We start from the raw sequence: 25,213 nt of genomic DNA on the forward strand, positions 1-25,213 counted from the left end.
GGCCGCGATCGCCTCGTACCCTCCGCGCCTCCTCTCCTGCCCGTTCTCCTGTCCGTTCCCGCCGCTTTCCTGTGCGCTCCCCGCCGCCCCGGGGCCGCCGTTCCGTGAAGGCGTCCTCAGTCGACCACCGCCGCCCGTACGCAGAGCACGTCCGGCAGGTGTCCGGCGAGCTGCCGCCAGCTCTCGCCCTCGTCGGCGCTGGCGAAGACCTCGCCGTTGCGATTGCCGAAGTAGATGCCCGCGGGGTCGGCGTCGTCCGTCCACAGCGCGTCCCGCAGCACCGGTCCGTAGTGCGCGCTCTCCGGGAGGCCGGTGCCCAGCGGCTCCCACGTGGTGCCCGCGTCCTCGGTGCGGTGCACCCGGCAGCGGTGCCCGGCCGGCACCCGGTCCGAGTCGGCGTTGAGCGGGAAGATGTAGGCGACTCCGCCGCGGCGCGGATGGGCGGCCACGGGGAAGCCGAAGTCGGAGGGCAGGGAGTCGCCGATCGACGTCCAGGAAGTGGCGTTGTCGTCGGAGCGATACACACCCCAGTGGTTCTGGAGATAGAGGCGGTCGGGGTCCTCGGCGTCGCGGGCGACCTTGTGCACGCACTGGCCGTAATCCGGGAAGCGCATGCTCTCCGGGAGGAACGCCGCCTGCACCCCGCGGTTGCACGGCTCCCAGCTCTTGCCGCCGTCGCCGGTGCGGTAGGCCCCGCCGGTGGAGACCGCCACCGTGACCGCCCGCGAGTCGCGCGGGTCGACCAGCACCGTGTGCAGCCCGAGGCCGCCTCCGCCGGGCACCCACTCGGTGCGGGTCGGGTGCTCCCACAGCTCCCGGACCAGCGCAAAGCTCTCCCCGCCGTCCTCGGAGCGGAACAGCGCGCCGGGCTCGGTGCCCGCATACACCACGTCCGGCTCGTCGGCCCCGCTCGGCTGGAGCTGCCATACGCGCTCCAGTGAAGTCCCGGTGTCCTGGGGGAACTTCACCGCGGCGCGGCCCGGCTCGGTCCACGTCGCGCCCAGGTCGTCGGAGTGGAACACCGAGGGACCCCAGTGCGCGCTGTCCCCTCCGGCCAGCAGGCGCGGGGCGCCGGGGCGGCGGGTGTCGATGCCGACCGAATACACGGCCTGCGCGTTGAAGTGGGGGCCTGTGAACTCCCAGCCGTCGCGGGCCCGTTCGCCCACCGGCCTGCGGGCCAGGAACAGGCCCTTCCGCGTGCCCACCGCGAGTAGTACGTCCGACATTTGCGGTCACCGCCTCCGAGACGTCATTGTCCGAGTAAGCGAAAGTCTGCACCCCGCCACTGACAATCGCCCTGGAGACGGCATCGCCGCAGGTCACACGGCATGGAGGCGCCCCCCCGCGTCGGACGCTAGCTGCGCGCTCCGGCCGCCGCCGCGGTGAGCAGCCCCTCCCAGTCCGGGATCTTGACCGTGTTGCGGGAGAGGCCGCGGCCGAGCGCCGCCTCCGCCTCCTCGATGCCGAGCCAGCCGGCCCAGTCCACGGGCGGTCCGCCGCGTGCGCCGTTCAGCGCCTCCAGGGCCGGCAGCGGATCGCGCTCCAGCGGACCCGCCGCGCGCATGAGCTCGGGCGCGTCCGCGAGGAGCGAGCTCACGGTCTCCTTGGAGCACGGGCGGTTGGTGCCGATCACTCCGGTCGGCCCGCGCTTGATCCAGCCCGCCACGTATTCGCCGGGCGAGGGCGCGCCGTCCCGCAGCACCCGCCCCCCGGCGTGCGGCACCGTGCCCGTGCGCGGGTCGAACGGGAGCCCCTGCAACGGCACTCCGCGGTAGCCGACCGAGCGCAGCACGAGCTGTGCGGGCACGTCCTCGTACGTTCCCGTGCCCCGTACGCCGCCCGTACCGCCCGAGCCGGGGCCGTCCGGGCCCTCCTCGGGCAGCGTGCGCTCGAAGCGGACGCCGGCGACGGCGCCGCGGCCGTCGTCGAGGATCTCCACGGGGCGCAGGAAGAACCGCAGCGCGAGGCGACGCGCGGAGCCTCCGTGAGCGCCGCCCCAGCCGCCGCACTCGGCTGAGGCCGCCCACTCGCGCAGCACCCCCACATTCCTGCGCGCGGGCCCCGACAGCCCTGAGGGGTCCACATATCCGGGGTCCAGGGCGAGTTCGTCCTCCCGGACGTCCACCGCCGCCTCCCGGAGCGCGCCCAGTTCGCGCAGCTCCTTGGTGGTGAACTTGGCCTGCGAGGGGCCCCGCCGCCCCACCATCGTGACCTCGGTGACAGTGCTCCGTGCGAGGCTGTCCAGAGCGCGGGCCGGCATGTCGGTCGGGACCATGTCGTCGGCGCCCCTTGCCAGGACGCGGGCGACGTCCACCGCCACGTTGCCGACGCCGATCACCACCGCCTGCCGCGCGTCCAGGCCGAACGAGGTGCGCGCTGCATCGGGGTGCGCGCTGTACCAGGACACGAACTCGGTCGCCGAGTGGCTGCCGCGCAGCTCCTCGCCGGGGATGCCCAGCCGCCGGTCGGTGGCCGCGCCGACGCAGTAGACCACCGCGTGGTAGAGCTCCAGCAGCCGTGCGGGCGGCACCCCGCCCTCGCCGACCTGCACATTGCCGAGGAACCTCACGCCGGGGAGCTCCAGCACCCCGCGCAGGTTCCGCTGCAGGGACTTGATCTTCTCGTGGTCGGGCGCGACGCCGTACCGCACGAGCCCGTACGGGCACGGCAGCCGGTCCAGCACGTCCACCTCGACAGGGACCCCGAGCTCACCCCCGCGCTCCACCAGCCCCTGCGCGGCGTACACACCGCTGGGGCCCGATCCGACGACGGCGACGCGCAGTGGAGGCGTGGGCGCGGATGGCACGGCGTGCTCCTTCCCGCGGAGGGCCGGTGGCCTTCCAGGATGGCACCGCGCGGCACGCCGCGGGAGGATCCGGAGCCGCCGGGCGTGCTGCGGGGGGCGCGGTCTCCGGCGGCCCCGCGCAGGAGCGTGAGGTCAGCGCCCGGGAGCACCCTCGTCCGACCGCGCGCTCCCGGTCACTCCATCCGCCGGACCGTCTGCCACCGCGTCCGCTCCATCCGCCGGACCTTCCGCCGGGCCGCCTGCCGCCGGGCCCTCCGGAGCGCCGCTCTCCGCGTCCTCCAGCCGCTCGCGCTGACCTGGCAGTTCGCGGCTGCGGCCGACCGTTCCGGCGTTCTTGCCAGGGCGTTCCGGCGGGGAGGCCGGAGGCATGCCCAGCTCCCAGCGCAGTCCGTACCGCGCGAACAGCTCGGCCCGCAGCCGCTCCACCGGCATCGGCGCGCCCGGCAGCAGCACCCCGACCACCGCGCCCATCAGCAGCGCGCGCAGCAGCCGGTAGTCGGTCTCCGGGTCGGGGGAGCCGTACCGCGTGACCGTGCTGCTCAGCAGGTGTGCCAGCCGCTGCTGCTCGTCGCACTGCACGAAGCCCTGCTCGGCGTGGAGTATCCCGGCCATGTGCGCCCGCATCAGTACGGGGCGGTCCCGCGCGAGGCCCAGTACCGCGTCGATCGCGCGGGCCAGCGACTCCTGCCCCGCCTCCGGGCCTTCGGGCAGGGGCGCGCGGTGCAGCGCCTCGTCCAGGGTCAGATGCATCAGCCGGTGGACGGCAGACTGGAAGAGCTGCCGCTTGCCCGGGAAGTAGTACGAGATCAGGCCGCGGGCGCTGCCTGCGCGGTCAGCGATGTCCCCGAGCGTGGTCGCCTCGTAACCGCGCTCGCCGACGAGATCGACGGTCGCCTGGAGCAGGCGCTCGCGCGATCGGCGGCGCAACTCTTCATTGACCGAGGCGCTTCGAGGGGACATGCTGTACTCCTGCGTTGACTGGCCCACAGCCAATATACGCAGCTCGGCCCCGGGCAGTCGCACACAGCCCGGCCTCGGGCACTACACACAGTCCGGCTTCGGGCCTACCCGTCGGTACCGGCGAGTGCCCACTGCGACCGCCGGTCTGGGCGACGCGGGGGATCGCCCAGACCGGCTCAGGGCTCTGTTGCGGCCTAGGCTTGTGGCCAGCATTTTAGCTGGTCAGAGTGCGTATCTCGTAATCTTTGCGCGGTGCATGTGTGGTCGGCTGAAACCAGGTCTGGCAGGACTCATGCTGACTCGATGCTGACTTTCCTGACGGGGTATCAGCGGTGGCCGCGCTTCGTACCCCGCGCCCGCGAGGCCGGCATCACCGCGGTGGCCGCGGTGATGCTGCACACCCCGCACCTGCCCCTGGGCGCCGCCAATCTGCTCATGTCCACCCCGCCCTACCTCAGCGCACGGGACCTGCGCCTGGCCCGGGTCCTGGCCAGCACCACCAGCTCCGCCTTCGCCCAGCAGCACGAGCTGCGCTCGCGGGAGAAGGTGGTCAGCCAGCTGCGGACGGCGTTGGAGAGCCGCCTGGTCATCGAGCAGGCCAAAGGAATACTCGCCGAGCGCTTCGACGTCGAGGTGGACCAGGCCTTCACCCGCCTTCGCGGCCACGCACGCTCCCACCAGCAGCACCTGACCGAACTGGCCACCCAAATCGCGCGAGGCAACCCTCCAGCCGCACTCGACAGGTCACCCTGATGCAGCCCCGTGCGGGTCCCGGGCCCCGTACTCCGACGCCCGGGGGGGTGTCCCTCATGCCAACAAACGAGTTGGCCGCCGTCCTCAGCGGCCTGAACGACTCCGCACGCACCGGCCATGACCTGTCCGCCGCCTCGGCGGCCACCATCGCACCGCTTCTGCGCGTGGATGCCGTCACCCTCAGCATGCTCTCCGCGAGCGGCTCCCTGGAACTGCTGTGGGCCGACCCCGCCAACCAACTCGGAGCAGCCGTGGACGACTTGCAGTACACCCTCGGCGAGGGCCCCACCCCGGAAGCCGCGCACACCGGCCACACTGTCAGCGCCTCCGATCTCACCGCCAGCTACGAGCGCTGGCCCGTCCTCGCTCCCGCCGCCCACGACACGGCCGTGCGCGGCATCATCGCTGCCCCGCTGCGTCTGGGGGCGGCCGTCGTCGGCGTGCTCACCGGCTGCCGCAGGGAACCCGGCTCCTTCCCGCCCGAGCAGGTCGGTGACGTCCACGCCTTCGCCCGCGTGGCCCTGGACCTCCTGCTGCAAACCCCCACCGCCACCCTCACCCAGCCCCCGAGCCCCGACCCCGTGCTGGACCTGCACCGGGCCGAGGTCCACCAGGCCGCCGGCATGCTCACCCTCCAACTGGGGGTGACCATCGACCAGGCACTTCTGCACCTGCGCCTGCACGCCTGGACCCACAACCGCCCGCTCCGGGACGTCGCCCGACGACTCCGCCTCGACCGACCCTGACCCGATGAGCTGGCGCATCCGTGCCGAGGTGCCGCCAACGTGGACGACGTCGGTGGTGGCGGCTCCGGACGGATGTACGGCGCCGGTCGGAGGGTGATCTGCGGCAGCGTCTTCCCCTGATACCAGGGGGAGATCACCTCGTCACGGAGATCCTCCATGCCTCGTCGTAGCGGTTGAGGGCTGCGCACAAGCTGCTCGTCTCGGGGGCCCCCTGGCTGTGCCAGTGGTCGACAAGGTCGCGCAAAGTTCGAGCCGACTCGGACCTCTCATGGTCAGTCACCAGGAGGTCTGGCGTCACATACGCCGCCGCAGCGCCTGTTTCGTCCAGGTGTCCCAGGCCGATCCCGGGGCCGTGTCGGGTACTTGCCTCCATCAGCCCGTCTGGCTCTTCGGCGATGAGCCAGTTCTTGAAGTGGAGAAAGGCTTCCTGGCCCCCTACTTGGGACGGCTCCGTGTGAGGCTGATCGGTCAAGGCGTGGGCCAGTGCCCGATGCTCCGCCTCTGACCGGGGTGCCAGGGTGCTCAGGAATGTGCCGTCTTCGAAGTACGAGTCCACGGTGTGCTTCACGTCCGTGGTCATGGGGGTGTAGCCCCCGGAATGCGCCTCGACCTGGTCGGGATTGCTGTGCTCGTCCACCGTGATGCGTGCGATGGCATAGGCGCCGGGCAGCGGGGAGATCCGTACCCCGCACAGGAGCACGCCTCCCGGACGGAGCTGTTCGAGCCAGGCGGCCGGGATGTGCGGCGGTGTGGCGCCGACGAGGATCCGGTCGAACGGCGCTTCCTCCGGGCACCCGAACATGCCGTCTCCGACCCGGACGTCTACATCGAGACCGTTCTCGGTGAACAGCACGCTGGCGCGCTCGGCCAGTTCGGCGTTCATCTCCATCGCGATGACCCGCCCGTTGGGTCCGGTGATGCGTTCGGTCAGCGCCGCGGAGTAGCCAGAGCCCAGCCCGATATCCAGGACGCGCTGCCCAGGCGCGAGGTCGAGCATCCGGAGATGGCGGGTGGTCGTCTCCGGCGGAGTGCAGGGGCGAACCGCGCGGCCGTCCTCTCCGTGAAAGAGAGCGGGGGGCAGTTCGTGGGTGGCCTGGGCGACCAGGTCCTCGGTTGTTGCTGTCACGGGTTGTGGGCCTTCCTCAGACTCGAATGGTTACGTACAGGGGGCGGTCGGGGCTGACGGGTTCGCCGATGGCCTCGCCTTCCGTCTCGATCCAGGCGTGGGCTTCGCAGGGGTCGAAACGGCAGCCCAGGCACCAGTCCACCGCCCGTCCCCTCGCGCGGCAGACCAGGAAAGCGGCAAGGGAACGTTCCATGCAGGCGGCGCGGCCAGGGAAGTACCGCACGGCCCAGTCCCGGGCTGCGACCGCTGTTCGGGCGTCGCTGACGCGGGCTGTCCGGCGCGTGGTTCGCTTGAGGAACCCGACGATCGCGAGCGTCGCACGCAAGGGGGAGACCTTCACCAGCGTCACGGCGACCATGACTGCCAGGAGGGCGGACAACGCGTCCGGAAGGGCAGGCCGGGAGTGCTGGCCCGATGGCGTTGCCATGGGAATGCTCACCGCTGCCGCCCCCTGCGTGTGGGTCGAAGTATCTTGCGGTTACGCAGGTCGTGCGCGAGCTGGTGCATGTCCTTCTGCACTCGTTCCGCGGATACTCCGTACTGTTCGGCTACTCGGGCGGCGGCTTCATCGACGGTGAGACCGGCCTCCAGGTGTCGCCACCACAGTGCTCCGGACGCAGACAGCGCGTACCAGCGACCTCGCCGGCGGATGTCGAGCAGCATCGCCCCTCGCTCGGTCACTGTGGCGTAGACCGTGGGGGACGGTGTCAGGTCACGCATGGGCGCCTCCGGAGTCCGCGTGCTGGCGCAGCCACAGCTCCGTGGTGACGACCGCTTCCAGGGCGGCCCATTTTCCGGCCGCTCCGGCGGTGAGCCGGTCGACCTCGGCGAGTACGGTGTCGGCGTTGATCCAGCCTTCGGCCGCGAGGCGACTGTCGAGCAAGAGCTCCCTCACCGCGTCGGCGTTGCGACGCAGGCCGGTGTACGCGTTTCCGAAGTACGCGCCTTTGGTGGTGCGTTGGAGCAGCCACTCAGGAACGAGTCCGCTCAGGGCCGTGCCCAGCAGAGGCTTCTGCGCCGTGACAGAAGCGTGCTCCGCCACCGGTACGGCGAGGGCTGCTCGGACGACCGTCGTGTCCAGCAGCGGTGCGTGGTGCGGGATGCCCATGCCCTGAGCTTGCGTGCGCAGCTCGGCTTCCCAGGAGCCGAACTCGTGGAGTTCGGCCAGATGTCGATGACGGCTCGTTTCACTCCGGGGCACGGCGCTCTCCCGGGCGGCCTCCTCGAACTTCCGGCTGAGGTGGTGGCGGGCATCAGGAGTCAGCCAGGAACGGGCACCGGACAGCCGCATCCAGCCCAGGCTCTCCTTGGCGGCGCGGTGCGGCGGCGGTACAGGGATGCCGGCCGCGAGGTCTCGGGCCAGTTGGTGAAGGGCTGTCGCGTTGCTCGTGCGGGAGGTGAGCGCGGCGGTGGTCGCCACGGTGTGCACGGGGAAGTGGCGGAGCCGGGCGCGCATCCGGCAGTGCTCCAGGAAATGTCGGAGACCTGCTCCCGTCAGGTCGGCCAGGTAGTACGGGGAGGCGGTCAGCAGCGTGTCTCCACCAGAGCCGGTCAGATGCAGCTCGCTGCCCTCCTCGGCGCAGTGACGCTGGTAGGCGAAGCGCATCCGCCATCGCGCGGCGTCCGGAAAGGGCTGGTCGGTGGAGGGAGCCGAGTCCAGGTCATCGAAGAAGAGCCCCGTGTTGTCGCCAACCGTACGGAGTGTGAGCCCGGGTTGGTCGGCGGCGGCCCGTTGGGCGTACACGAAATCGTCGTTGTCGCTGACGCCCTCGGGGTGGTGGTTCACGGCCACCAGCTTCGAACCGCTTCGCAGAGCGAGCAGGGCGATACTGGTGGAGTCCAGCCCGCCGGAGAAGTCCGCGGTGACATGCGGGGTGGAGTCCGTTCGGCGCCGAACCGCTTCGAGCAGGCTCTCCCGCAGTTCACTGGCGGCCTGGTCGAACGGCAGGGTGCGGCGCCGCTCGTAGGCAACGATGCGCCTGCCACCGTTGCGGCTGATCGTCAGTGCGTGGCCTCCGGGTAGCCGCTGTATGCCGAGGAACGTGGTGCTCTGGCCGCAGATCTCCGGGACTGTGGGGCAGATCAAACGGGCGGCGAGGGAGGAGTAGTCCACTCCTGCATCCAGGCGGTGCGCCAGGGAGCTGGCTGAAGTTGACCAGGCTGTGCGAGAGCCGCTGGCGTAGTACACGGGGCGCGTTGCGGCGAGATCCGTGAGCACGGCAGTGGTTTCGCCGTCGTCCGCGACGACCCAGTAGCTGCCAGGCCAGACCGTCAGGGCCGCCCAGTCGTGGTCACGAACTGCTGTGAGCGCTCGGCGCAGTTCGTGGTCGTGGGCATAGCAGTGCCCGGCGACAACAAGGCGAAGCGGGCCGTCGTTCACCAACCGACAGGTCTCGCCTGTCCCGGTGACGAGCGGGGGTTCGTCAGCAGACCACAGGGGGTGACCAGGTGCGTCTGGTGCATGGCTACTGATGGTGAGCGGCATGTCGTCACCTTCCGGCAGAAGGGCGGGGCGGGGTCCCGGGCACCCCGGGGCCCCGCTTGGCGCGTTACTCGAAGTAGCGGTCCTGGTCCTGGGTGTCCTCGGCGTACTTGCCGAAGGTGATGTTGGGAACCGTGTCCAGCTCCACCAGCACGGGAGCGGCGTAGGTATCGTCCGGCTCGCAAACATCGAGTTCCATGACGTTCCTCCCTTCTCGTTGGCCCTTGCGTGACTTCTCCGCATCCCGTCGCCAGCCCGGTGGTGCACATGCCGCTCTGTGCGTCGGGAAGTGGTGCCCGGGGCCCGGACGGTGCTGTCCTCTTCAACCGGCGGGGCCCCGGGGGTTACGACCTGCGCCCTATCTGGGGCGCAGGAGCGTGGGGGCGCCCCAACCCGTGTGCGTGGAAACAGGCGGTGCGGGTCTGCGGCGGACGTGTCCGTGATCGTGGCGAGGACACAGCGAGTTCTGCTTGGCCGCGCGTGCGGTCTGCTCGTCCGGCACGATCAGGGCCAGGCGTCGCCCCTGGGGCGACGTGCGCAGGCACAAGAGCACGGCGTCGCCCTCGCACTCGAAGACGTCGCCGCTGAGCTGCTCCATGTCGTGCGTACACAGCGGGCAGATCACGCAGACTCCCGCGCCGTGGCCGCGGTGGTGTGCCGCTCGCGTACGTACGGACGCAGCATGTCGAGGGTGTGTCCGTTGATGGGCTGCTGTTGTGCGCGTAGGTGCGGCGGCAGCGGGCGGCGTGCGTAGGTAGGCGGAGGCGGGGCGGGCAGCACCTCGTGGGCGGTGGGTGGTGTGGGCCGGGACAGCAGCGCGTTGAGACGTTGTCCCAGGGCGCGGAGCGCGCGGCGGGAGGGTTCCCCGAGCCACAGCTTTAGGCAGTCGATAAAGTCGCTCATTGCGTCTTCTCAGGTCGATGGGTTTTGGTCTGACGGCGCTCTGCTCCGGCGGCCGTGGCCGCGGTCGCCGGAGCCTCATCGCTTCTTCTTCGCCTTCGCGTTCTTCTCCTTGTTCTCTTTCATGGCTTTCTTGCCCTCGACGTTGGATTTGCGCATTTCGTAGCGTGCGCTGATGCCGCTGTTGCGGTGGTCGTTCCCGCCTTGTTGGGCGTGGTGCTGTGCCCACTGCTGGTGACTTCCGGGCTCAGGGCGCTTCTGTGGCATGGCTGTGGCTCCGGTGAGCGAGGGCCGGTCAGTGGGAGGGGTGTCCGGTGAGGTACTCGACGGCGTCACCGGCGCGGGCGGCGAGCGCGGCTCGGACGCGCCACGCCGTGTAGGGGGCCGCGACAGAATCGAGCTCGGCCTCGGGTACGTAGCGGTATGAGCTGAGTTCTTCGGCGGGCAGCCGTGGGGGAAGGTCGTGGGACAGATCCCCACAGTCGAAGACCACGTTGATGCCCGCTGACGCCGTGCCGGTGGCCGGCATCCAGTGGATGACCAGCAGGGCGTCGGGCTTGACGTCGAAGCTGGTCTCCTCGTGGACCTCACGCCGCACTGCTTCGCGGGGTTCCTCGTTCAGGTGGGCGCAGCCGCCGGGCAGCCCCCATGCCTCGGGCCCCTCCTTGTACCGCTTCTCTACGAGGAGCACCCCCGCCGGAGAAGTGATCAGTGCCAGGCACCCGAGGCGAAGTGCCGGCGGGCTGACGAAATCGGTGTCGTGGTGCACGTTGCTCTCCTTCTGGTCGGGGTCGGGTGGTGCCCGCCCCATGCCGCGGGAGGCCGAGATTCGGGGGAGCCTCGACGTGTCGACCGCGACAAGGGGCGGGGGCTTTGGGGGAGTTAGGGCAGTCCGAGGCGGGCACGTAGAGCGTCGTCGGCCGGGATGGAGTGCACGACACGTGCGTGGCGGCTTCACAGCCAGGCTCCGGGTGCGGCCCGTACGGGCGTGGTGCGCAGCAGCCGGTACGTGAAGTGCTTACGGGTGGTTTCGAGGTGGTCGAGGCCCCAACTCGACCCGTCCTCGGGGTCTTCGCTGAACTCGCTTTGCTCGCGGCACACGCAGCACTGCACCGCGAACATCGTGGGTTCGGCGTCGGGCTCGTCGTCTCGGACGAAGGCGTACTCGCGGAACCGGTACGACTCCCCGAGGCAGCAGCTACCAACGGCGGCGCGTGTGGAGCTGGTTGGGCTTTGCACGGTGCTTCCCTTCATGGTCAGCGCGACCACGGAACCTCGTCGGCGACGAGCGTTGTGGAGATGAGCAGGAGCAGGAGCAGGCCGAAGGCGACGCAGCCCACGGTTGCGCGGTCCGGTGCTCGTGAAGAGCCCCGACCGTTTCGGCGACCTCGGAGGGGCGCGATCGAGCGCGTCATGCGGCGGCATCCCCCATCAGGTCGAGGAGCGCGAGGATGGCCAGGGCGAAACGGACGAGATGCCCGCGGGCCTGGTCTGGTGCCGGCTGCTGAACTGCTCAGGTTGATCACGCGCCGTATTTCGTCGACCGGGTACGGCACAACGAGGTGGGGCACGATCTGCACGAGCGCCGTCGTGGCCGTCCGCAACCGGTCGGCGATGGCCGCGACTTCGTCCGCGGCGGGCCTCGCCCCCTCGCCGAGACCGGCGTCCAGGTCGTCATAAAGCTCGTCGGTTACGGCCTCTCGGGTGAGGGAGCGACGCAGGCCGAAGAGAACCATGCCGGCCGTCATTTCGTCGGCGGAGCATTGCCCGGCCATCACCGCCGCGCTCTCGCGCTTGGTCGCGATCATCACGGCCTACTCGCAGGAGCGCGGAACTCGCACCAGGTGGTCCTGCCGTTGTCGCCGATGCCCCACTTGTGCGCGAGGACGGCGACGAGGAGCAGACCGCGGCCGGAATCGTCGTCGTCGTCGGCGGAACGCAGGTTGGCCGGGGCCGGGCTTCCGTCGGTGACCGTGACGCGCAGCGTTTCGTCGGTGTGCTGCACTCGCAGGGCGACGTCTCCCCAGCCGTGCTCGACGGCGTTGGTCACCAACTCGGAGACGGCGAGCACCACATCCTCGGCTACCGGGCTGGCCACATCCCACAGACCCAGGTACGCCCTGGTGATCCGGCGCATGTGCCCGACCCGGGGCCGGGCCGGGGCGAAGGCCACCTCGAAGGCGCGCGACGTCTGCGGCAGCGGCTGCGCCGCAACTGGTGCGACTGCTGCTGTGGCCGAGGTCATCGGGAGCCTCCCAGGTGGACGGTCCAGGGCAGCGCGCGGTGCACGGCCTTCTCGTGGCGCACGGCACCTGCGGCCCGTCGCCGACGCTGGCTGACGTCGGTCGGGCACACGGCACTGGAGCTGCCAGTGGAGGAGTTCATGTGGGGTACTCCCGCCCGTCGTGGAGTTGGCCTACCTACAAGAGCGAACCGCTTAGCCGGTGCAATCGGCATGGGGACAAGGGCTTGGAGGTGGTCAAGGTGGTCAAAGATCGTTTGTGGTTCGTCGTCGGCTCGCTCTCGTGCGCACCGTCACGACGGTCTGCGAGGGGTGCGCGAGCAGCCCGGCGTCTCGTGGAACAGATAACTCCGCCCCAACAGCGGCTGGTTAGGGGGCCAAGCAGAGAACCGCGATGTGCGACCTAGGGGGTTTTGGTAACTCCTTTACCTTGCTGTGCGTGCGCGACGGTCTACGGTGCGGTCATGGGCACCACGCGCAACGAGGCTCTTGAAGCGTGGATGGAAAACCATCAGCACAGCGCCAACAGCCTGGCCAGGGCCGTTAATTCAGCCCTTGAGGACCTCACCGGCAGACCCGGGACGTACGACGGCCGTCACGTCCGGGAGTGGCGATCCGGGCGGGTCCGATGGCCCAACACGGCGACGCGAAGGGTCCTGGAGGACATCTCGGGGTTGTCCGCCGTCGACTTAGGGTTCGTGCCACGGGGCCGCTCCTCACCCACGGCAGCCCCACCGCAGGAGGACCCCATGTACCGCCGCACCCTCGTCGCCGGAACTGTCTCGGCGGCCGTGGCTGCCGCCGCACCGGCAGGCGCCTCGACGCGCAGGATCGGCATGAGCGATGTCGGACGTCTGCAAGAGAAGTTCGCCGCTGTGGTCGCCAGCGATCACCAGCGCGGCGGACAGCTGGACATCGAGAAGCGGGCCGTAGACCTGGCCGACTCTGCTCTGAACCTCCAGAACTCCGGAAGCGCCACCCAGCGAGTTCGGAGCCATCTGTACGCCACCGCGGCCTCGTTCCGCTCGTCGGCGATGTGGGCTGCCATCGACGGCCGCCGCTTCCAAGACGCCATCGCCCACATGCGGGAAGCCCAGGCCCTGGCCGAGCTCTCCGGCGACCAGACCATCAAGTTCCGCATCTGGTCGCACGCCGGCAGCCTCTACCGGCACATGGGGCGCCCGGCCGATGCGCGAGCTGCCAACGACGTCGCGCGGAACCTGCACATCACCCGACGCGACCCGATGTTCGCCTCGCTCGGCATGGCCCGTCAGATGGCCATCCAAGGCGTCGCCCACGAGCGGCGAAGCTTGCCCCGCACCTTCGATCAAGCGCATGAAGCCATGAGCCGAGCGGCTCGAGACGAGTCCCGGCCGGTATGGCTCACCGCCTTCTACGACGAGGCAGAGCTCCACTCGCTCGCCCTGACCGCCCACCTCGCCGCAGGCGACTGGTCCACCGCCGAGTACCACGCGCACCGATGCCTGGCCGTACTCCGGCGACATATGCAGCGCTCACGCGCCATCGCCACGAGCCGCCTTGCACAGGCGCAGCTCGCCCAGGGCGACGTCGAAACCGCCACCGCCACCGCCATGAACGTGACGAAGGAGGCGGCTACCCATCACGCCCGTGTATCGCGCATGCTTCAGGAGTTCGGTGCTGCCCTGCGAGCCACCGCCCCGGGCAGCACCAGCGCGAGTACCTGGACCGAGCACACCGCCGCCTGGAGGCCCCACGCATGACCTCGGCACCCGCCATCGACCTCCGCTCCTTCACCGAACTGGACGCCGTCCGCGCCGACCTGCTCAATGTGTATGCCGAAGTACGGGCACCGCTGTTGCACTTGGCCAACTACGCGGTTTCCTCCTTCGGCGAGCGGCTGGACCGGCACGGCGCCGAACCCGGCTTCCAGGCAGTGCTCGCCTACGACGGCGAGCAACCGGTGGGCTACGCCTACGGCAACACCATCAAGGAAGGCGACCGGTACTGGCAGCGCACCAGCCCGCCGCCGGAGGAGAAGTACACGGCGCGTGCAGCCCTGGCGCTGAAGGAGATCGGCGTTTCCCCCGCGTGGCGCGGCACCGGAGTAGCGCGGAACATCCACGACGCGCTCCTCGCAGGCCGTGACGAGCCGCACGTGACGCTCATGGTCAACGAAGCAGCCGGGGACGGGAAGGTCCACGACCTGTATCGGTCGTGGGGGTACGCGGACATCGGTCACAGCCAGCCGTCTCCGGCCTCACCCCGCCTCACCGTGATGATCCGTCCGACCGCCTGACCGCTCGCAGGGGCGATGCTCAGTCATCTCCGCTGCGTCCGCGAGCAGTTCAGCTCTACGTTGGAGCGGTACTCGCCGGCCGCGACGATCCGGGACGGGTCGGTCAACGTGGTCAAAGATCAGTTCGCTGGCAGGGAAGCAAGATGGCGCGACAGAGGAACGAGCGGCTGGCCCAGCTCTTCCTGGAAGCTGACTGGTCACGGGCACAGGCGGCTGCCGCGTACAACCGGGTCGCCGCTGAGACGCTGAACGGCAAGGTGCTGGAGAACTCCACGGTCGGCCGCTCTCACATGAGCATGTGGGTGGCGGGCGTCCGGCCGACAGGAGTCGCGCCAGCTATCTTGTGCCAGGCGCTGTCCCGCCGGCTGAAGCGTGAGATCACGCCGGAAGAGGCCGGGTTCGCAGCTTCCACCTCACCAGCGCAGGGGGCGCTGGACTGGCGCGTCGATCCCTTGATCGCGCTGACTGACTTGGAGAGCGGAGTGGACACGGACCGGCGTGGCCTGCTGGCGAGTGGCGTCTACTCCGCGGCGGCTTTGCTCCTGCCGGACGAAACCTGGTGGGAAGAGATGTCCAGGCCGCCGACGGAGGAGCCGTCCACGGGCAAGCGTGTCGGACACGGAGACGTCGAGACGGTACGAGAGCTGACCCTGGCCTTCTCGCGCATGGACCAGCGGCGCGGCGGCGGCCACGGCCGGCGGGCGGTGGACGAGTACCTCAAGCACGATGCCCACGACTTCCTTAGGGGCGGCTTCGCCGACGACGCGACCCGGCGCGCGATGTTCTCCGCCTCGGCCGAACTCGCCTACGTGTCCGGCTGGATGGCCTTCGACAACAGCGAGCACGCCGTCGCGCTCCGCCGCTTCAACACCGCGGTGAAGCTCGCGGCCCGCTCCGGCGACGCGCCCCTGAGCGGGCACATCCTGCGCGCTATGGCGCACCAGGCGCTCGACTTGGGCTTCCGCCGTGACGCCCTCCAGATCGCGCAGGCTTCGGTGCACGGCGAGCGGTACGCGGCGGCCACACCCCGCGAGAGGGCACTCCTCGGCGTGGTGTACGCCCGCACTCTCGCGGCGAACGGCCACAAGCAGCAGGCGGCGAAGGCGCTGCTTCGCGCCGAGGACGACCTGTCGAACGCCCACGACGGGATCAGGGAGCCGGACCGGACCTTCTTCTTCGGCGAGGCGTCGCTCGCGCACGAGACCGCGTGCACCGTCCGGGACCTCGGGGACCACCAGCGCGCAATCAAGGAGTTCCGCCGCTCCGTACGGACCCGCGGAGCTGCCTTCCGGCGCACGCACGCGGTCACGCTCGGATACATGGGCGCCGCGCAGATCGCACAGGGCAGCGTCGAAGAAGCCTGTGCCACGTGGACGACCGTCCTGGACGCGATGGAGGACGGGATCTACTCGGGACGCGCCCGTCAGACGGTCGTGGACATGCGGCAGCTTCTGTCGCCCTACCGCAAGCGCGGCATCCCCGCACTGGGCGTGCTCGACGCCCGTGCAGCCGCGTACCTGGCCCAAGTAGATTGATCATCCGCGTCATCGAGACTCAACCGAAGGGCCGGGCCATGGTTATGGAGATCAAGCCGATCGGGGAAGTTGTCGCAGGCCGTACCGAGGTCGCTGACGACTACTGGGGAGGCGTCGAGTCGGTCATCCAGCTCGACGAGCAGTTCCCCCTCGACTCCGTGCAGGGCCTGGAGGAGTTCTCCCACCTGGTCGTCGTATGGCACTTCGACCAGGCATCACCCGACGACGTCGAGTACCACGCCCGCAGCCCGCGCGGGAACCCGCAGTGGCCGGCGACCGGAACCTTCGCACACCGCAACCACCGTCGGCCCAACCAACTGGCCCAGAGCTTCCCGCGGCTGCTGAAGGCCGACGGGCTCAGGCTGCACGTGACCGACCTGGACGCCGTGGTCGGAACGAAGATCTACGACCTGTCGCCCTGGTTCGCGGAGATGGGGCCGCGCGGGGAGGTCCACGAGCCCGCATGGCCGGGCGAGATGCTGACGGATTACTGGGCCAGGAAGGCGTGATGGGACTGGCACGGTAGAGGCTCGTCGTACGGCACGTTGCCCGTCGTCCCCCGTGTCGCTTCCCCAACGTCCCAGCCAAGCACGCCCCGTTATGTTTTCCGCGGTCCTGCAACGGGACCGCTGGCCTCCGTGCCCGGCATGACTGTTGCTCCCTGTCGAAGGCATGGCCTGGGGGGTGTCACCGGGCCCGGGAGGTGCCGTCGGAGACGCTGATCAGAGGTCCGGCCGCCACCCGGTCCGGCGCAATGCCGGACAGCTCTCGGATGGCAGGTCTGCATAACGTGGATGCGCGGGTACGACACCACTGCCGAGGCCGGCACCGTCAACACCCCTGGGAAGGACGCGATGTTCGAGATCGAAGACGTGGGCGTGTTCCTCGGCCTGGACGTCGGCAAGAGTGCTCACCACGGGCACGGGCTGACCCCGGCCGGCAAAAGGGTCTTCGACAAGCAGCTGCCCAACAGCGAGCCGAAGCTGCGGGCCGTCTTCGACAAGCTGACCGCGAAGTTCGGCACCCTCCTGGTGATCGTGGACCAGCCCGCCTCGGTCGGAGCCCTCCCGCTGACCGTCGCCCGCGACGCGGACTGCAAGGTCGCCTACCTCCCCGGACTCGCCATGCGCCGGATCGCCGACCTCTACCCGGGCGAGGCCAAGACCGACGCGAAGGACGCCGCGGTGATCGCGGACGCGGCCCGCACGATGCCGCACGCCCTGCGCTCGCTGGAACTGACCGACAAGATCATCGCCCACCTCACCGTCCTCGTCGGCTTCGACCAGGACCTCGCCGCCGAGGCCACCCGCACCAGCAACCGGATACGCGGCCTGCTCACCCAGTTCCATCCCTCGCTGGAGCGTGTCCTGGGCCCTCGCCTCGACCACCAGGCCGTCACCTGGCTGCTGGAGCGTTACGGCTCCCCGTCCGCCCTGCGCAAAGCCGGCCGCCGCAGACTCGTGGAGCTGATCCGCCCGAAGCCCCGCGCATGGCCCAGCGGCTGATCGACGATGTCTTCGACGCACTGGACGAGCAGACCGTCGTGGTCCCGGGGACCGGCACCCTCGACATCTTCGTGCCCTCGCTGGCCGCCTCGCTCGCCGCCGTCCACACCCAGCGCCGGGCGATGGAAGCCCAGATCAACGCCCTGCTGGAGGCTCACCCTCTTCCCCGGTCCTGACGTCGATGCCCGGCGTCGGCGTCAGGACCGCCGCTGTCTGGCTGGTCTCCGTCGGCGACGGCACCAGCTTCCCCACCGCCGCCCGCCTCGCCTCCTACGCCGGACTGGCCCCGACCACCAAGTCGTCGGGCACCTCCATCCACGGCGAACACGCACCCCGAGGCGGAAACCGGCAGCTCAAACGGGCGATGTTCCTCTCCGCCTTCGCCTGCATGAACGCCGACCCGGCCTCCCGCGCCTACTACGACCGCCAGCGAGCCCGCGGCAAGACCCACGCCCAAGCCCTCCTCCGCCTCGCCCGCCAACGCATCAGCGTCCTGTTCGCCATGCTCCGCGACGGCACCTTCTACGAACCCCGCGTCCCCAAGGACGTCGAACTCGCCGCATGACCCCAGCAAGTCAAACCATCCCAAACCGAACCCGGGCGCCTTGACGAAAGACATAGAGGCACCCCCGAGCCTGGAAGAGGAATCACCCGAACGTGCGGTTTCTCCCGAAGAATTGAGGAGGCTCCCGGCTGGGCGGGCAACCCCTCCGGCGAGACGGCACACCCGGTGCCGCTCCAGTGGGAAGGAGATCACCCAAGGAACAGGAACAAGCTCCCCAAATCCGGGCCTCCACTCCTGGGGGAGTCCGCGACGTCACTGAACTTCCCCTGGCCCCGGGTGAATCCCGGACTCGATGCCGGCCAGCAGCTCGCCGCATCACGTCAACAGGGTGTCGACGCCACACGCGCTGGACTCGCTGCCCTGCGACCAGCCAATGCGAAAAGGAACCCCGTGAACATCAAGCGCACTGCCACCATCACAGCCACCCTCGCTCTCGCCGCCAGCGGCATCGCCCTCACCACCACCCCCGCCGCTGCCGCAGAACGCACAGTGAACTGCAAAACGGTCATCGTGAACCAAAAGGGCTTGATGAACGGTCTGCATTGCAGCGGCGGTCCCGCGTGGCCGGAATCAAGCGAATACGCCCCGACCACGTTCAACGCTCATGAGGCGATGCAGGAAACGAGCTCCGGCGGCAACGATTCTTACCCGAACGCTACCGTCAAGTGCGGCAAGGCTAGCGACTTCTCGCAGGGCTCGGGGGACTTCTGGGGAGGCAGGCAGTGCAGGGTGGTCAGCTACCGCCCGGCGGCGTAGCCGCTCCGCTCACCCAGCCGGCCAGGGGCAACTGCTGTCCCGGTCGCCGTAGGACAGGTTCCGCAGCCCCGACTCCTGCAGGGCCGTGGCCAGCGCGACCACCTGCCCCCGGGCCGGAACCTTCAGCGCGACACCAGTGGCCTGGATCTTCTTCGCATTTGGAACCTGCTCCTTCGGGGCATCGAGACCGGAGACGCGAACCGAACCGGCCTTGCCGCCGTCGAGGATCGAGCGCACCTGCTTGCCGACCGCCGCAGCGTCAACGCCGCCGCCCGCATCGTCTTTTACAGGCCGACTCGGCGCTGTGCGCACCAGCAATTGCCATCGTCAGGGGCGCGATCAGCAGCATCGGCGCGCACACCACTGCGCCGACGAGCAGCACGGTCTTGTTCACGAGCCCGGCACGGACGCGGGACGAGGGGCGTATCGCGGGCCCGGCCATGGCGCCGGGCGTGCCAGGGGATGCCGCATCGGCAACTCCTTGTGCGTAGGCGGCGCGCTGCGGGCGCTCTCGTCGAAAAGGCCACCGGCACCGCGCCGGTCAAGAATCCGAAATCCCCGTGGGGCGGCGGTCAGGTGGCCGGGACCTGCTCATCCCGGCCACCGTTCCGCTTCAGTAAAGAGCGGCAGCAAGCCGCGCTGGTAATCTCACGCGCCACATTCCACAGACGCCTTTCCCCAGTCAGGAGACGGTAGGCAAAACGCTGACACACCCCGCCCGTTGGACGGGAAAACACACATCAGCACAGCTCAACCGGGACGGAGGGGGCTCCTTCCCGATGAGCGTGGCCGAGACTGTAGAGACGAATTCCGGCCGCACCAAACGAGCCGACCTAGGCGCCGCACGAAGGGCCGCTGCTGGCTTGGTGCGGCCGGAACCCCGCACTACCCTTCAGCGCGCATCGACCCCAAAGTCCCCGAACACCGAGGGCAATTCGGCGAGCAATTCCCTGACACGCCCCTGCCCGGTTGGGCCGTCCGGGCGTGCACCGCTTCCTGAGAGAGAACCCCCGTTATGCCCTACACCCTGTACCGAGGCGATGCGCTGAGCGTCCTGTCCCGCCTTCCGGACGACAGCGTCGACGCCCTCATCACCGACCCGCCCTACAATTCCGGCGGACGTACCAGCGCCGAGCGCACCGGCCGCACCGCGCGGGCGAAGTACACCGCCGCGGACGCCGAGCACAACCTCGCCAACTTCCCCGGCGAGAACCGCGACCAGCGCTCCTACGGGTACTGGCTGACGCTGCTGCTGACCGAGTCCTACCGGGCCACCGTCGAGTCCGGCACCGCGCTGGTCTTCTCCGACTGGCGCCAGCTCTCGACCACTAGCGATGCGCTGCAGGCGGCCGGCTGGACCTTCCGGGGCATCGCCTCCTGGCACAAGCCGGTTTCCCGCCCGCAGAAGGGCCGCCTCAAGCAGTCCTGTGAGTACATCGTCTGGGGCACTAAGGGAGCGGTCGACGCCGAGCGCAACCCCGTCTACCTCCCCGGCCTCTACGCCGCCAGCCAGCCGCGCAAGGACCGGGTGCACATCACACAGAAGCCCGTCGAGGTCATGCAGGAACTGGTGAAGATCTGCCCGCCCGCCGGCACCGTCCTCGACCCCTTCACCGGCTCCGGCTCCACCGGAGTCGCCGCGCTGCGCGAGGGGCGGCAGTTCGTCGGCATCGAACTGTCCGACCACTACGCGCAGATCGCCGAACAGCGTATGGCCGACGAGCTGACCCAGGACGACTTCGACCTCGCCGGACCCGAGGAGTGACCCCCGTGGCGAGAGGCAGTAGAAGAGGACAGAACGCACGAAGGGGCGGTCGCCCACCCCGATACGGGGATGCGACCGCCCCTTCGCGTGCGGTGGTCAGGAAGCGGCGATGCTCCGCCGGATCAGCTCCTCGGCGCGCTCCAGGTCGGCGTGCGAGCGCAGGCTCACCTCGACCCCCGGGATCCCGAGACGGCCGATCCCGGTCACGTCCCGGGTGAACCCCTTCTCCAACTGGACTTTTTTCGGGTTCAGCTTCAGATTCACCGCCACGACCTCCTTGCGCGGCAGCACCCGCACCGAGGCGAACTTCTGCAACCGCCGGTAGTTCAGGTAATGCTGCTGCGGCTCCATCCACGCCCCCTCCGGCAGCAACAGCCGCTCATCGACCGCGGCGAACAGCTCCTGCACCTTCGCCGGAGCCCCCTCCAGCCGCTGCTGCACGCCCACCGCCGGCACCGGGTCCGCCTTCTGTGACGCCGCCGCAGCCTTCGGCCGCGAGGAAGCCCCTCCGGCCCCGGCGACGGAGGCGACTACCTGCAGCGTGAGGACGTCATCGAAGACCCGGTAGGAGACCAAATCGATCCGGCGACCGATCTCCTCCACCGCCACCGTGTCGTGATAGGTGAACTCCCCCGCCACGCACACCAACCGCGGGTTGCTCCAGTCCACCGTCCTGGCCGCCTCCGGCCCGAGCCGGTCGGCCACCAGCCGCTCGAACTCGTGGTGGTGATCCCGCAGCCACACCAGGTACGACAGCGCCTGGCTGATGACGTTCTGATCCCGCGAGCGCTTGTACTCCACGATCACCGGAGTGCCGCTCTCATCCAGCCCGAGCGAATCCACCCGCCCCCGGTGCCGACCGGTCCGGTACTCCGTGGCCAGGAACCGGATCCCGAGCATCGCCTCCATGTTGGCCTCGATCAGCGACTGCAGCTCCCGCTCCACCGCCACCGAAGCCCCCGGAATCTCCGTCGCCCGGCCCTCTCTGACCCGGAAGACCTTCAGGTCGCTCATGCCTCTCCCCGCTCGTGCGCTGTTCCTGCCCCAGCACAATCGGAATCTCTGGGAACGTATTCCGGCCAGAGGGAGGAGCGGCCAGCTTCCCTTCCCCGGGTGCGTGACGGGTGGGTCGGTACACGGGTAACGGTGGTGTGCAAGTGGTACGCGTCTCTGGGTGCTCGGGCGTTGTTCACCAAACTCGGTTACGACTGCCAGCACCATGGTCCATGGATTGGAGTCCTCCAGGGCCGATAAGGGCCCCGACGCTGGCATGACCGGCGATATGAGTCCCGCGTGTTGCGGAGCCACCAGGACTGGTGATGACCCCATCTGAGCGGAGAGCACCCGGAGTATCAGCGCCACGACCTGTTCCTCCACGGATCACCTCCGCCTGCGCGGAGAGCACCGAATGGGACCAGCACGTCGTCGAACGAGCCGTTGGAACACCTCTGCCTGCGCGGAGAGCACGGATCGGGCTTCGCGGGCCCTGTGTCCGGGGTCGGAACACCTCCGCCTGCGCGGAGAGCACGGCCTTCACAGTCACCGTGGCGTCCGGCATCGCGGATCACCTCCGCCTGCGCGGAGCGCACATGAGGAGAGGGATGATGTTGTGAATGGACCGCGGAACACCTCCGCCTGCGCGGAGAGCACGCCGCCAAAGAGGCCGGGTGGTTCAAGCCGAGCGGAACACCTCCGCCTGCGCGGAGAGCACAAGAAGCGGACGGTGGCCGCGGTGTCGAGCAGCGGAACACCTCCGCCTGCGCGGAGAGCACATCCACATCGAAGACGACGGGCTCACCCTCGGCGGAACACCTCCGCCTGCGCGGAGAGCACCGCCGGAAAAGATCGGTAATTGGATTCCACCACGGGAACACCTCCGCCTACGCGGAGAGCACTCCCCGGTTCCGAACTCGGGGCAGCGGTTGAGCGGAACACCTCCGCCTGTGCGGAGAGCACGAGGCCGGGGGCGCGCTGTACCGCAACCGGACCGGAACACCTCCGCCTGCGCGGAGAGCACGACCATCGGCCGCACGTCGTTCTGGTAGTCCAGGGAACACCTCCGCCTGCGCGGAGAGCACGAGGCCGGGGGCGCGCTGTACCGCAACCGGACCGGAACACCTCCGCCTGCGCGGAGAGCACGAGATGCCGGGGGCGGTGATGCGCCCGGTGTCCGGAACACCTCCGCCTGCGCGGAGAGCACCTCGGCGTCACCGAAAAAATGGCCCCGGCCGCCGGAACACCTCCGCCTGCGCGGAGAGCACTAGATGCTCGATACGGAGTCGAAGATGAGCGTCGGAACACCTCCGCCTGCGCGGAGAGCACTAGAGCCCTTACAGCTCCCGCCCGGGAGCGCACGGAACACCTCCGCCTGCGCGGAGAGCACACGGAGTTCCTGCACGTGTCGGTGACCGTCACCGGAACACCTCCGCCTGCGCGGAGAGCACGCCTCGATCTTGTCCTGCTGCGCCTGGAGTCCCGGAACACCTCCGCCTGCGCGGAGAGCACAGCCGACAAATCGAGCCGTCAGTCCGGATCAACGGAACACCTCCGCCTGCGCGGAGAGCACGGCGTGGTACGTGCCGTGGGCTCGGCTGGCGACGGAACACCTCCGCCTGCGCGGAGAGCACGCAGCCGCCCAAGGTTGAGCCGAACAAGGTCACGGAACACCTCCGCCTGCGCGGAGAGCGCTAGAAGACGGCACCGACCAGCGTGAAATACAGCGGAACACCTCCGCCTGCGCGGAGAGCACCGGCACATCGATGGAACCGCGCACATCCCAGACGGAACACCTCCGCCTGCGCGGAGAGCACGAAAAACGCAGGCTGGGGCGGGGGAGGGTCTGCGGAACACCTCCGCCTGCGCGGAGAGCACCGCAGGCTGGTCCTCCACCACGTCCAGCATGGCGGAACACCTCCGCCTGCGCGGAGAGCACTGCCCACGGTCCGCTGGCCGCAGCCGCGATTGCGGAACACCTCCGCCTGCGCGGAGAGCACCTGGACGAGAAGGCGCTACGTAGGATCGCCACCGGAACACCTCCGCCTGCGCGGAGAGCACATCTCCCGCAGCCAGCGCGGCCACTCGTCCCACGGAACACCTCCGCCTGCGCGGAGAGCACACATTCAACCCCTGGCAACACGCCCCCCGGTGCGGAACACCTCCGCCTGCGCGGAGAGCACCGGTGGCCCTTCGGCGTCGCCTTCGTGCCCGGCGGAACACCTCCGCCTGCGCGGAGAGCACCAGGGCCTCGTCGACACCGCGCGCGAGGTCGCCGGAACACCTCCGCCTGCGCGGAGAGCACCCCATGCCCGCGGCCGCGAGAGCCTGCTCCGCCGGAACACCTCCGCCTGCGCGGAGAGCACCTTCCTCGGCTACTCGCCCGCAGGCGGCCCGACGGAACACCTCCGCCTGCGCGGAGAGCACAATCCATACAAGAACTTGACCTATGGACGCATCGGAACACCTCCGCCTGCGCGGAGAGCACATCGTAAGACGCATCGAAAGGACGATGGAGGACGGAACACCTCCGCCTGCGCGGAGAGCACCTGCCCGTCCGGCCCGCACGGGGCGAACTCGGCGGAACACCTCCGCCTGCGCGGAGAGCACCACACCCGGTGCTGCTCGGCGACGATCGCGGCCGGAACACCTCCGCCTGCGCGGAGAGCACTCGGTGAGTGCCTGGCGGGCCATGGTGTGCTCCGGAACACCTCCGCCTGCGCGGAGAGCACGTGGGCCCGCTCCAGGACCACCACAGCGTGACCGGAACACCTCCGCCTGCGCGGAGAGCACTCGCCTGCGGCGGCGGCCAGGGCCACGCCGGGCGGAACACCTCCGCCTGCGCGGAGAGCACTCGCCTGCGGCGGCGGCCAGGGCCACGCCGGGCGGAACACCTCCGCCTGCGCGGAGAGCACCAGCCCTCCAGCACCGACTCCTGCTCCGCGGACGGAACACCTCCGCCTGCGCGGAGAGCACCTGATCGAGTCCGACGCGCTCACCGAACGCACCGGAACACCTCCGCCTGCGCGGAGAGCACGCTGCCCTCCGGGGCTCGTTGGATCACGGATTCGGAACACCTCCGCCTGCGCGGAGAGCACGGCGCCGGTCGCTGACGCTTGCGGAGGTTGACCGGAACACCTCCGCCTGCGCGGAGAGCACACGCCGAGGGCCTGCGCCTGGTCCTCGGTCGCCGGAACACCTCCGCCTGCGCGGAGAGCACCGGCCAACCCCCCGAAAAACCTCCGGCGGCACCGGAACACCTCCGCCTGCGCGGAGAGCACTGAGTTGGTCTCTACGTCTTCAGTGCGGGACTCGGAACACCTCCGCCTGCGCGGAGAGCACACGGCGGATGTGCGCGCGTTCACCGAGGGGAACGGAACACCTCCGCCTGCGCGGAGAGCACCCACCGGATCAGAACCGGAACACGCTCGGACCCGGAACACCTCCGCCTGCGCGGAGAGCACCCTTCCCGACCTGCGCTCCTACACCCCCTTTGCCGTTTCGTTATCGACCTCCATGGGATTCATGGCGACCAGGACCAAACCGTCCAAGTCAATGGGGCGGCGCCTGCGTTCGCCCGCGGTCCGGATCTCATAGCCCTGCTCGTTCGCCTGGGGGTGGAGAAGTACCGCGGCGCCGGAGCCCACCGTTGCGGATACCGCTTCCCAGAGTTCGTGGCGGACGCGGCCCGAGAGGGTGCCGACGTAGAGGCCGGGCATGGTCTCGGTCATCCAGCGGCTGAGGGCGCCTCGTACGTGGTCTGGGACGGCGGTGGTGCCGATGACGGTCATGGTCGCCATC

At 69.6% G+C, this 25,213-nt stretch carries 24 protein-coding genes, 3 pseudogenes and 1 CRISPR repeat array; of the genes and pseudogenes, 9 read left to right on the forward strand and 18 right to left on the reverse strand.

The window, feature by feature from the left end; genetic code table 11:
- Positions 1-116 precede the first annotated feature (116 nt).
- From ABEE00_RS09390 to ABEE00_RS09400, 3 genes and pseudogenes are all read right to left on the reverse strand, one after another.
- Positions 117-1,226 (reverse strand): WD40/YVTN/BNR-like repeat-containing protein, encoded by a 1,110-nt coding sequence (locus ABEE00_RS09390; RefSeq protein WP_345744836.1) that lies wholly within the window; start codon positions 1,224-1,226, stop codon positions 117-119.
- Positions 1,227-1,354: 128 nt separating this feature from the next.
- Positions 1,355-2,806, reverse strand: a complete 1,452-nt coding sequence (locus ABEE00_RS09395; RefSeq protein ID WP_345744837.1) for an FAD-dependent oxidoreductase — start codon at positions 2,804-2,806, stop codon at positions 1,355-1,357.
- 324 nt (positions 2,807-3,130) lie between these two features.
- A pseudogene (locus ABEE00_RS09400) lies at positions 3,131-3,766 on the reverse strand (TetR/AcrR family transcriptional regulator); the annotation flags it as partial.
- Between the two features lie 303 nt (positions 3,767-4,069).
- On the opposite strand from ABEE00_RS09400, the gene ABEE00_RS09405 reads away from it, so the two are divergent.
- A complete protein-coding gene (locus tag ABEE00_RS09405; RefSeq protein ID WP_345744839.1) occupies positions 4,070-4,519 on the forward strand; it encodes an ANTAR domain-containing protein in 450 nt (149 codons plus the stop codon).
- A gap of 56 nt (positions 4,520-4,575) precedes the next feature.
- A complete protein-coding gene (locus tag ABEE00_RS09410; RefSeq protein ID WP_345744840.1) occupies positions 4,576-5,265 on the forward strand; it encodes a GAF and ANTAR domain-containing protein in 690 nt (229 codons plus the stop codon).
- A 133-nt stretch (positions 5,266-5,398) separates the two neighbouring features.
- Here the strand turns inward: ABEE00_RS09410 and ABEE00_RS09415 are convergent, their stop codons facing one another.
- The 12 genes from ABEE00_RS09415 to ABEE00_RS09465 all read right to left on the reverse strand — a co-directional run bounded on the left by ABEE00_RS09415 (position 5,399) and on the right by ABEE00_RS09465 (position 12,018).
- On the reverse strand, positions 5,399-6,391 hold the full coding sequence (locus ABEE00_RS09415; protein ID WP_345744841.1) for a methyltransferase domain-containing protein: 993 nt from the start codon (positions 6,389-6,391) through the stop codon (positions 5,399-5,401).
- A 16-nt stretch (positions 6,392-6,407) separates the two neighbouring features.
- Entirely contained in the window at positions 6,408-6,830 is a 423-nt protein-coding gene (locus tag ABEE00_RS09420; protein WP_345744842.1) for a lasso peptide biosynthesis B2 protein, read from the reverse strand.
- Positions 6,827-7,111 carry a PqqD family protein gene (locus tag ABEE00_RS35800; protein WP_451918524.1) on the reverse strand — a complete coding sequence of 95 codons (285 nt, stop codon included), beginning with the start codon at positions 7,109-7,111 and terminating at the stop codon, positions 6,827-6,829. Before ABEE00_RS35800 ends, ABEE00_RS09420 begins: the two co-directional genes overlap by 4 nt.
- Positions 7,104-8,876, reverse strand: a complete 1,773-nt coding sequence (locus ABEE00_RS09425; protein ID WP_345744843.1) for an albusnodin/ikarugamycin family macrolactam cyclase — start codon at positions 8,874-8,876, stop codon at positions 7,104-7,106. The genes ABEE00_RS35800 and ABEE00_RS09425 overlap by 8 nt, the downstream gene beginning before the upstream one ends.
- Positions 8,877-8,940: 64 nt before the next feature.
- Entirely contained in the window at positions 8,941-9,072 is a 132-nt protein-coding gene (locus ABEE00_RS09430) for a hypothetical protein (protein ID WP_345744844.1), read from the reverse strand.
- Positions 9,073-9,231: 159 nt separating this feature from the next.
- The gene (locus tag ABEE00_RS09435; protein WP_345744845.1) at positions 9,232-9,498 is read right to left on the reverse strand and encodes a hypothetical protein; all 267 of its coding nucleotides are present in this window, start codon (positions 9,496-9,498) and stop codon (positions 9,232-9,234) included.
- Complete coding sequence (locus ABEE00_RS09440) at positions 9,495-9,776, reverse strand: hypothetical protein (RefSeq protein WP_345744846.1); 282 nt, start codon at positions 9,774-9,776, stop codon at positions 9,495-9,497. Before ABEE00_RS09440 ends, ABEE00_RS09435 begins: the two co-directional genes overlap by 4 nt.
- 75 nt (positions 9,777-9,851) lie before the next feature.
- Entirely contained in the window at positions 9,852-10,040 is a 189-nt protein-coding gene (locus ABEE00_RS09445; protein WP_345744847.1) for a hypothetical protein, read from the reverse strand.
- 28 nt (positions 10,041-10,068) lie between these two features.
- Complete coding sequence (locus tag ABEE00_RS09450) at positions 10,069-10,542, reverse strand: NUDIX hydrolase (RefSeq protein ID WP_345744848.1); 474 nt, start codon at positions 10,540-10,542, stop codon at positions 10,069-10,071.
- A 185-nt stretch (positions 10,543-10,727) separates the two neighbouring features.
- Positions 10,728-11,012, reverse strand: a complete 285-nt coding sequence (locus tag ABEE00_RS09455) for a DUF7848 domain-containing protein (RefSeq protein ID WP_345744849.1) — start codon at positions 11,010-11,012, stop codon at positions 10,728-10,730.
- A 17-nt stretch (positions 11,013-11,029) separates the two neighbouring features.
- The gene (locus ABEE00_RS09460; protein WP_345744850.1) at positions 11,030-11,581 is read right to left on the reverse strand and encodes a hypothetical protein; all 552 of its coding nucleotides are present in this window, start codon (positions 11,579-11,581) and stop codon (positions 11,030-11,032) included.
- Positions 11,581-12,018 (reverse strand): ATP-binding protein, encoded by a 438-nt coding sequence (locus ABEE00_RS09465; RefSeq protein WP_345744851.1) that lies wholly within the window; start codon positions 12,016-12,018, stop codon positions 11,581-11,583. Before ABEE00_RS09465 ends, ABEE00_RS09460 begins: the two co-directional genes overlap by 1 nt.
- A 746-nt stretch (positions 12,019-12,764) precedes the next feature.
- Between ABEE00_RS09465 and ABEE00_RS09470 the strand changes: the two genes are divergently transcribed.
- From ABEE00_RS09470 to ABEE00_RS09495, 6 genes and pseudogenes are all read left to right on the forward strand, one after another.
- Complete coding sequence (locus ABEE00_RS09470; RefSeq protein ID WP_345744852.1) at positions 12,765-13,757, forward strand: NsdA family TPR-like regulatory protein; 993 nt, start codon at positions 12,765-12,767, stop codon at positions 13,755-13,757.
- A complete protein-coding gene (locus ABEE00_RS09475; RefSeq protein ID WP_345744853.1) occupies positions 13,754-14,293 on the forward strand; it encodes a GNAT family N-acetyltransferase in 540 nt (179 codons plus the stop codon). Before ABEE00_RS09470 ends, ABEE00_RS09475 begins: the two co-directional genes overlap by 4 nt.
- A 143-nt stretch (positions 14,294-14,436) precedes the next feature.
- Positions 14,437-15,828, forward strand: coding sequence for an NsdA family TPR-like regulatory protein (locus ABEE00_RS09480; RefSeq protein WP_345744854.1), 1,392 nt, complete (start codon positions 14,437-14,439; stop codon positions 15,826-15,828).
- A gap of 38 nt (positions 15,829-15,866) precedes the next feature.
- The gene (locus ABEE00_RS09485) at positions 15,867-16,337 is read left to right on the forward strand and encodes a TrmO family methyltransferase domain-containing protein (protein ID WP_345744855.1); all 471 of its coding nucleotides are present in this window, start codon (positions 15,867-15,869) and stop codon (positions 16,335-16,337) included.
- A 345-nt stretch (positions 16,338-16,682) separates the two neighbouring features.
- Positions 16,683-17,898 (forward strand): annotated as a pseudogene (locus ABEE00_RS09490) (IS110 family RNA-guided transposase).
- 390 nt (positions 17,899-18,288) lie between these two features.
- Complete coding sequence (locus ABEE00_RS09495; protein WP_345744856.1) at positions 18,289-18,654, forward strand: hypothetical protein; 366 nt, start codon at positions 18,289-18,291, stop codon at positions 18,652-18,654.
- 33 nt (positions 18,655-18,687) lie between these two features.
- Here ABEE00_RS09495 and ABEE00_RS09500 read toward each other — a convergent pair.
- Positions 18,688-19,048 (reverse strand): annotated as a pseudogene (locus ABEE00_RS09500) (C40 family peptidase); the annotation flags it as partial.
- A gap of 621 nt (positions 19,049-19,669) precedes the next feature.
- Here ABEE00_RS09500 and ABEE00_RS09505 point away from each other — a divergent pair.
- Positions 19,670-20,419, forward strand: coding sequence for a DNA-methyltransferase (locus ABEE00_RS09505; RefSeq protein ID WP_345744858.1), 750 nt, complete (start codon positions 19,670-19,672; stop codon positions 20,417-20,419).
- A gap of 96 nt (positions 20,420-20,515) precedes the next feature.
- Here the strand turns inward: ABEE00_RS09505 and ABEE00_RS09510 are convergent, their stop codons facing one another.
- Positions 20,516-21,433, reverse strand: coding sequence for a DUF5655 domain-containing protein (locus tag ABEE00_RS09510; protein ID WP_345744859.1), 918 nt, complete (start codon positions 21,431-21,433; stop codon positions 20,516-20,518).
- A gap of 362 nt (positions 21,434-21,795) precedes the next feature.
- A CRISPR array of direct repeats spans positions 21,796-24,876; the repeat unit is 29 nt; unit sequence CGGAACACCTCCGCCTGCGCGGAGAGCAC.
- Positions 24,877-24,894: 18 nt separating this feature from the next.
- On the reverse strand, positions 24,895-25,212 hold the full coding sequence (cas2e, locus tag ABEE00_RS09515) for a type I-E CRISPR-associated endoribonuclease Cas2e (RefSeq protein WP_345744860.1): 318 nt from the start codon (positions 25,210-25,212) through the stop codon (positions 24,895-24,897).
- Between the last annotated feature and the right edge of the window lies 1 nt (position 25,213).

This window comes from Streptomyces odontomachicola, from assembly GCF_039605595.1.
Taxonomy (GTDB): Bacteria; Actinomycetota; Actinomycetes; order Streptomycetales; family Streptomycetaceae; genus Streptomyces.

What these genes read in the sequence shown, in the direction of transcription:
- ABEE00_RS09390 (WP_345744836.1), bottom strand. Translation starts at nt 1,226, where the DNA reads ATGTCGGACGTACTACTCGCGGTGGGCACGCGGAAGGGCCTGTTCCTG.
- ABEE00_RS09405 (WP_345744839.1), top strand. Translation starts at nt 4,070, where the DNA reads ATGCTGACTTTCCTGACGGGGTATCAGCGGTGGCCGCGCTTCGTACCC.
- ABEE00_RS09410 (WP_345744840.1), top strand. Translation starts at nt 4,576, where the DNA reads ATGCCAACAAACGAGTTGGCCGCCGTCCTCAGCGGCCTGAACGACTCC.
- ABEE00_RS35800 (WP_451918524.1), bottom strand. Translation starts at nt 7,111, where the DNA reads ATGCGTGACCTGACACCGTCCCCCACGGTCTACGCCACAGTGACCGAG.
- ABEE00_RS09425 (WP_345744843.1), bottom strand. Translation starts at nt 8,876, where the DNA reads ATGCCGCTCACCATCAGTAGCCATGCACCAGACGCACCTGGTCACCCC.
- ABEE00_RS09430 (WP_345744844.1), bottom strand. Translation starts at nt 9,072, where the DNA reads ATGGAACTCGATGTTTGCGAGCCGGACGATACCTACGCCGCTCCCGTG.
- ABEE00_RS09440 (WP_345744846.1), bottom strand. Translation starts at nt 9,776, where the DNA reads ATGAGCGACTTTATCGACTGCCTAAAGCTGTGGCTCGGGGAACCCTCC.
- ABEE00_RS09445 (WP_345744847.1), bottom strand. Translation starts at nt 10,040, where the DNA reads ATGCCACAGAAGCGCCCTGAGCCCGGAAGTCACCAGCAGTGGGCACAG.
- ABEE00_RS09460 (WP_345744850.1), bottom strand. Translation starts at nt 11,581, where the DNA reads ATGATCGCGACCAAGCGCGAGAGCGCGGCGGTGATGGCCGGGCAATGC.
- ABEE00_RS09465 (WP_345744851.1), bottom strand. Translation starts at nt 12,018, where the DNA reads ATGACCTCGGCCACAGCAGCAGTCGCACCAGTTGCGGCGCAGCCGCTG.
- ABEE00_RS09470 (WP_345744852.1), top strand. Translation starts at nt 12,765, where the DNA reads ATGTACCGCCGCACCCTCGTCGCCGGAACTGTCTCGGCGGCCGTGGCT.
- ABEE00_RS09475 (WP_345744853.1), top strand. Translation starts at nt 13,754, where the DNA reads ATGACCTCGGCACCCGCCATCGACCTCCGCTCCTTCACCGAACTGGAC.
- ABEE00_RS09480 (WP_345744854.1), top strand. Translation starts at nt 14,437, where the DNA reads ATGGCGCGACAGAGGAACGAGCGGCTGGCCCAGCTCTTCCTGGAAGCT.
- ABEE00_RS09485 (WP_345744855.1), top strand. Translation starts at nt 15,867, where the DNA reads ATGGTTATGGAGATCAAGCCGATCGGGGAAGTTGTCGCAGGCCGTACC.
- ABEE00_RS09505 (WP_345744858.1), top strand. Translation starts at nt 19,670, where the DNA reads ATGCCCTACACCCTGTACCGAGGCGATGCGCTGAGCGTCCTGTCCCGC.
- ABEE00_RS09510 (WP_345744859.1), bottom strand. Translation starts at nt 21,433, where the DNA reads ATGAGCGACCTGAAGGTCTTCCGGGTCAGAGAGGGCCGGGCGACGGAG.
- cas2e (WP_345744860.1), bottom strand. Translation starts at nt 25,212, where the DNA reads ATGGCGACCATGACCGTCATCGGCACCACCGCCGTCCCAGACCACGTA.